Annotated in this window: 6 protein-coding genes; 5 read left to right on the top strand and 1 reads right to left on the bottom strand. The window is 73.9% G+C overall.

What is annotated here, in order from left to right; translation table 11 throughout:
- Positions 1–127 precede the first annotated feature (127 nt).
- From ACFC1R_RS35080 to ACFC1R_RS35070, 3 genes are all read left to right on the top strand, one after another.
- Positions 128–1,165 carry an agmatine/peptidylarginine deiminase gene (locus ACFC1R_RS35080; protein WP_375945732.1) on the top strand — a complete coding sequence of 346 codons (1,038 nt, stop codon included), beginning with the start codon at positions 128–130 and terminating at the stop codon, positions 1,163–1,165.
- A gap of 100 nt (positions 1,166–1,265) precedes the next feature.
- Positions 1,266–1,511 carry a DUF6087 family protein gene (locus tag ACFC1R_RS35075; protein WP_375945730.1) on the top strand — a complete coding sequence of 82 codons (246 nt, stop codon included), beginning with the start codon at positions 1,266–1,268 and terminating at the stop codon, positions 1,509–1,511.
- A 194-nt stretch (positions 1,512–1,705) separates the two neighbouring features.
- Positions 1,706–2,320, top strand: coding sequence for a TetR/AcrR family transcriptional regulator (locus ACFC1R_RS35070; protein WP_375945728.1), 615 nt, complete (start codon positions 1,706–1,708; stop codon positions 2,318–2,320).
- Between the two features lie 37 nt (positions 2,321–2,357).
- Here ACFC1R_RS35070 and ACFC1R_RS35065 read toward each other — a convergent pair whose 3' ends face one another.
- Positions 2,358–4,292: a hypothetical protein gene (locus ACFC1R_RS35065; RefSeq protein WP_375945726.1), complete on the bottom strand. Its 1,935-nt coding sequence runs from the start codon at positions 4,290–4,292 to the stop codon at positions 2,358–2,360.
- Between the two features lie 277 nt (positions 4,293–4,569).
- Here ACFC1R_RS35065 and ACFC1R_RS35060 point away from each other — a divergent pair, with 277 nt between their 5' ends.
- The gene (locus tag ACFC1R_RS35060) at positions 4,570–5,259 is read left to right on the top strand and encodes a hypothetical protein (RefSeq protein WP_375945724.1); all 690 of its coding nucleotides are present in this window, start codon (positions 4,570–4,572) and stop codon (positions 5,257–5,259) included.
- Between the two features lie 111 nt (positions 5,260–5,370).
- Positions 5,371–6,051: a DUF3105 domain-containing protein gene (locus tag ACFC1R_RS35055; RefSeq protein ID WP_375945722.1), complete on the top strand. Its 681-nt coding sequence runs from the start codon at positions 5,371–5,373 to the stop codon at positions 6,049–6,051.
- Positions 6,052–6,147 lie beyond the last annotated feature (96 nt).

The raw sequence follows: 6,147 nt of genomic DNA, 5'->3' as shown, positions 1-6,147 counted from the left end.
CCGACACCGGCCTGGTCTCCCTCGACGGCTCCCCCCTACGCTCCGCCCCCGCCGACACCGTCACCCTCAGCCGCCTCTACTTCCTCTGAAAACCCCACCCCTGCAGCGAACTTAGGACCTCCCCCTCATGACCACTCCTGCCTCCCTCGGTTTCCGGATGCCCGCCGAATGGCACCCGCACGAGCGCACCTGGATGGCGTTCCCGACCGACAACCAGACCTTCGACAACCCGGAGCACCTGCACGGCGCTCGCGAGGCCTGGGCCAAGGTCGCCAACACCATCGTCCGGTACGAGCCGGTCACGATGATCGTCAACGTCGGGGAGACCGAGGCCGCCCGCCGCTACGTCTCCGCCGAGGTCGAGCTGGTCGAGCGCCCGCTGGACGACGCCTGGATGCGCGACATCGGCCCCACCTTCCTGATCGACGGCAAGGGCGAGGTCGCCGCGACCGACTGGGTGTTCAACGGCTGGGGCGCGCAGTCCTGGGCCCGCTGGGACAACGACCAGCACATCGCCGAGAAGATCACCGAGCTGACCGGCGTCCGGCGCTTCGTCTCCGAGCTGATCAACGAGGGCGGCGGCATCCACGTCGACGGTGAGGGCACCGTCCTGGTCACCGAGACCGTCCAGCTCGGCGAGGGCCGCAACTTCGACTGGACCAAGGAGGCCGTCGAGGCGGAGCTGCACGCCCAGCTCGGCACCACCAAGGCCGTCTGGGTCCCGCGCGGACTCACCCGCGACTACGACGAGTTCGGCACCCGCGGCCACATCGACATCGTCGCCTCCTTCGTCCGCCCCGGCACCGTCGTGGCCCACGTCCAGCCCGACCCGGCCCACCCCGACCACGAGGTGTGCAAGGAGATCGTCGCCGTCCTGCGCACCTCCACCGACGCCGCCGGCCGTCAGCTGGAGGTCATCGAACTCCCCGCCCCCACCGTCCTGACCGACGAGGACGGCGAGCCGGTCGACTACTCCTACATCAACCACTACGTCGCCAACGGCGCCGTCATCCTCTGCGCCTTCGACGACCCCCGCGACCAGGAGGCCGCCTCGATCCTCGGCGAGGCCTACCCCGACCGCAAGGTCGAACTCGTCGACGCCCGCGAGATCTTCGCCAACGGCGGCGGCATCCACTGCATCACCCAGCAGCAGCCGAAGGCGTGACGCAGTTCGAGGCCAGGCCGCCGAACTGCGGCTTGGCCTCGAACACTTCCGGGAGAACCCAGCGGTCACCAGCAGGGGCGCGTAGCGCCTCACCAAGATCGTGAGATCGTCCAGGTCCACCCCTACAGGCCGACGGCACCTCCCGCGCTGTAGCGGCAGCACCGCACGGGCCGCTCACGTCAACCACCTGACGCCTCGACTCATCCTCGGGTGGGACGGCTCCCCGTGGGCAACGACGGCGGTCTCCGGCGACCGCCGGGCAGCGGGCCGCCTTCTGCGCCGGCGCACCGCCGGGCCGTGGCGGTTCGTCACCCCGGGGCCGTGGACGGCAGGGCTGCCCGGCTGACACCCGGCCCCGCATCGTCACCGCCGCCGCGACCGGCTGCGCGCCCCCGTGAGCGATGCCGCGTTGCCGGTGGATCGGTGCAGGTGGATCGCGGTCGGCCGGCCGGGCGACGGCGGGCAGCCGCCCCTGGTACCGGGTGGCCGAAGCCTTATGGTGGGAGGCCGGTCGGAGCGGGGCAGGAGGAGGACGAGCAGATGGCGGAGGCACGGGCGCGCCGGGCTGCGCGACCGCGCGAGGAGGTGTTCGCCGCCGCTCGGGCCGCGATCGCGGAGCACGGGGTCGCGAAGCTGACCATGGCCGGACTCGGCAAGCAGCTCCAGATGAGCGCCGGACATCTCCTCTACTACTTCGGCAGCAAGGACCAGTTGCTGCTGGAGACCCTGCGCTGGAGCGAGGAACAGCTGGGCGTACGCCGCCGCGTCGCGCTCGGCCAGGGCGGCGGGGACGTGTGGGCGCGGCTCGCGGCGTACACGGAGCTCTACCTGCCCGAGGGGCCCGGGGATCCGCGGTGGATCCTGTGGCTGGAGGTGTGGGGCCGCTCACCGTCGAGCGCGGAGATCCGGCAGGGCCAGCTGGAGATCGAGGCGCCCTGGCAGGCCGACCTGGTCGCGCTGATCGAGGAGGGCGCGGCGGACGGGTCGTTCGACACCGGGGGGACGGACTGCGCGCACGACCGGGCCGTCCAGATCCGCGCACTCCTCGACGGTTTCGCCGTGCCGATCGCGATCGGGCTTCCGGGGGCGGGCCGGGACGAGGCCGCCGCGCAGGTGGCGTCCGTCGCGGCGGCACTGCTGGGGCGCGAGCGCTGAAGCCGGCCGCCCGGCCGCGGCCCGGCCCGCAGGGCGGCTACTCCGTCCAGAGGGCCGCCGCCGTACGGTCGTCGTCATGGCCCTTGGCCCGGACCTGGACCTGACGGAGGAAGTCGACCGAGCCCGGCGGGTGCGGGTGGGCCCAGTGGCTGGACAGGAAGTGTGCGACGGCCGGTTCCTCGGCGATCGGCTCGGCCAGGCCCGGCGAGCAGAGCAGCAGGATGTCGCCCGGAGTGGCCGGGACGAGACGGAACCGGAACGGGCGCGGCGGTGCCACCGAGGGCGGCGGTACGGGCGGTCGGCCGTCGGGGTGGTGCAGCAGCCTGGCCCCGTACGCGTCGATCCAGTGGCCGGAGCGCAGCAGGTACAGGGCGCCGGGCCCGGTGCCGAAGGCAGCCCGGTGGCTGGCCTCCGGGTGCAGCGGGAGCAGCAGGCAGTGCAAGGAACCGGCGCCGGACCCGGCGGCCGGATCGGTGGGGCCGGGGACCACCGCCGGAGCCGACGGCCCGTCGACCCGGAGCGGTGCGGCCGCGCGGGCGGTGAGGCGTTGCAGGCCGTAGCGGAGCCGGTCGCGGGCGCCGGCCCGCAGGTCGGCGGCGAGTTCGGCACGGCTGCGGCCGATCGCGGCGGCGAGCTGACGGCACGCCTCGGCCGCGGCGGCGGACGGCTGGGCGCGTCCCGGCGTGGCGAGCACGGCCAGCAGCAGACCGTCCTCACCCTCGCCGAACCGGGTGACCAGCAGCGAGTCACGGCGCGGCTCGCCCCGGAAGCGGGCGGAGTCACCGCGTACCGAGACGGCCCGGAGCGTCGCCGAACCGTACTGCGCACCGTCGATGGCGGTGTCGGGGGCGAGGGCGGAGAGTTCGTCCGGATCGGCGGCGGGCAGCGTGGTGGGCTCGGGACCGTAGGTGGGCGGACGTTCGCCGATGTGCGGGACGGGGTGCGGCTGCTGGTGCTGGTGCTGGTGCTGGTGCACCTGGCGGGGCACCGACGGGCGCGGTGCGGCCTCGTCGCCATCGGCGGGTGCGCTCACGGACGTACTGACGGGTGCACTGGCGAGAGCGCTGGCCGGCGTGCCGGAGGACTCGGCGGCGGGCACGGCGGCGGACGCGCTGGCCGGTGCATCTCCAGGCGTGTCGACGGGGGCCACCGGAGGAGCTGGAGGAGTCGGAGGAACCGGCTCGGGAGCGGTGACCGGTTCCGTGGCGGAGCGCGGCTCAGCGGCGGAGTGCGGCTCAGGCTGGGGAAGCTGGCCCTCCGACGCCTCCGGTTCGTCGCGCGTCTCGGGCACGGTCCGGGCACCGTCGTCAGTGCCACCGACGCTCTTGACCAGCGAGGGCGGTCCCGGCGCGGGCTCCGCTGCGGCGCCCACCGGCTCGGCGTCGGCCTCTCCCCCGGCCGTGCCCCCGACCCCGCCCTCGGGCGTGGCCTCGGTCTCGGGCACAGCCTCCGCGCCCTCGGGCGACTGCCGGACGGCGCGTGGCGGTCCGGGGGTGGCCGGCTGGTCGACCGAACGCTGAGCACCGATCACGCCGACGGCGGAGTCGAACCAGTCGTCGATGCTGACCTCGGCCGGGCGCGGGGGGCCGTTCCCGGCCAGGTCCTCGACGGTGGCCGTGGAACCGGCCGGCTCCGGCCGGTCGGCACGCTCCGCAGTCGGCAGCCCGGATCCCCGGGTGCCGGCGGGCGGGTCCTCGATCTGGGGGTCGGCGACGAGCGCGTCGGCGACGGGCAGGTCGTCCGCCGCCAGGTCGTCGACGGTAGGACCGACGGCGGCCCGGGTGCCCACCCGCGGGTCGGCCGCGCGCTGGGCGCTGATCATCCCGGCCGCCGTGTCGAACCAGTCGTCGACGCTGCCCTCGTCCACGCCGGTGCCGGGGGCGTCCGGCAGGGTGCCTGCCGGGCCCGCGTACACCGCGTGCCACCAGCCGTCGTCCGGCCGGTGCTGCGGGGGTGCGCCCTGGTTGCTCATCTGGCGGCTCCTCGTTCGTGTGCTGCCGTCTGCCGAGCGGGCTGGGTGCCGGACTCGACGTCATTGTCCCCAAGGAGAACGACGCTGTCCGGGAATCGTGGACAAATGGTCACCCGGTGGGTGCAGCATTCCGGCCACCTTTGCGCCCGATCGGTCCCGACCTGGCCCGAACTGCCCCGACCAGGGAGGATTCGACACCGCCTACCGGCCACCGAGCTGGAAAATCAAGGCGGGCAAGGGGCATCGCTTCACTCCTTCGGCTGATTAATATGTGCGCATGACCGCGCCGGGAGCCACCGCACCGCAGCCGGGGAGGGCCGGCGCCGCCGACCGCCCGGCAGGCGCGCTCTTGGTGCTGCTGCTGGTCGGCCTGCTGGCCCTGCTGCCCTGCGCGGGCCGCGCCCAGGCCGTGACGGAGAGGCCCGAGCCCGCTCCGGTCACCACCGTGACCTTGGCAGTGCCCGTCCCGCACACGGCCGCGCACACCACCGCCCCGCCGGTCGCCGTCCCGCCGATCACCGCCCTGCGGCTCGCCGTCCGGTACTCCGGTGCACCGGCCGCAGCATCCCCGGCCACCCGCGCTCCCGACCTCGGCACGCGCGCCACCGGCACGGGCGGCGCCCGCGTGGGCACCGGCACGGGCAACGTCGGCACAGGCGCCCGCGCTCTGAGCGCCGCCGCCCACGACACCGCCGCGCACGCCCTGTACGGCCTGCCGGTGGACGACGGCCTGCCGCTGACCTGGTGCTCGGTCGACGGCGATCACCCGCTACCCGGGAGCGGCTGCTCCAACCACCCGTTCTGCGGCCAGGAGTCCCAGCTGCCGAACGCGCCGCCGCAGCCCGCGACCGCCGTGCCGACCCAGTCGGTCGCGCCCAGGGCGCTGCCCCGCCCGGCACCCTTCGTCGCGCTGGTCGGGCCCGACCACGCACCCGACCTCCACGTGCTTCAGGTTCACCGGTCCTAGCGGAACCCACCGTCGGCCCGCACCGCGCTGCGGACGGCCGACGGCTCCGCCATCCCCACCACACCGCATACCGCCGTGTTCCGACACGCGGCGGGGACAAGGACACTTCCCATGGGTTCCGCATCGAAGCAGTCGAACAAGCCGGGCAACCACCAGGGAGCGACGGGCAAGGCCGGGGCGACCGACCGGCGGGCCCGGATCGCCGAGCTCCGGGCCCAGGAGCAGCGCCGCGACCGCCGCAACAAGTTCATCGCGATCGGCGCGGCGAGCGTGCTGGTGGCCTCGATGATCGGTGTCGGCGCGTGGGTCGCGCTGGACGCCAAGTCGAAGCAGGACGCCAAGACCGCCGCCTCGAAGGCCCCGATCGAAGGCGTGAAGACCTTCGGCAACCTGTCCCGCAACCACGTGACCACCAAGGTCAACTACCCGCAGACCCCGCCGGTCGGCGGCGACCACAACCCGGTCTGGGCCAACTGCATGGGCACGGTCTACGACAAGCCGCTCGAGAACGAGAACGCGGTCCACTCGCTGGAGCACGGTGCGGTCTGGGTCACCTACAACGCCAAGGCGTCCGCCGCCGACCTCAAGACGCTGTCGGCCAAGGTGAAGGCGACCCCGTACTCGCTGATGAGCCCCTACCCGGACGAGAAGGGCACCATCACGCTCACCGCCTGGGGCACCCAGCTGGTCCTGGACAGCGCGGACGACCCGCGCGTGGACGAGTTCTTCACCAAGTACGTGCAGGGCCCGCAGACCCAGGAGCCGGGGGCGTCGTGCAGCACCGCCCAGTGACCGGCACCGGCGCCGGCACCGAGGGCGGGGCAGGGAACGTGACCGTGGACGACGCTCCTCAGCTGGAGGAAACCGTGGAACCCGTGGAAACCGTGG

This window comes from Kitasatospora sp. NPDC056138, assembly GCF_042264695.1.
Taxonomy (GTDB): domain Bacteria; phylum Actinomycetota; class Actinomycetes; order Streptomycetales; family Streptomycetaceae; genus Kitasatospora.
Note: the sequence above shows the minus strand (reverse complement) of the source record. Positions and strands in the feature narration are given on the sequence as shown.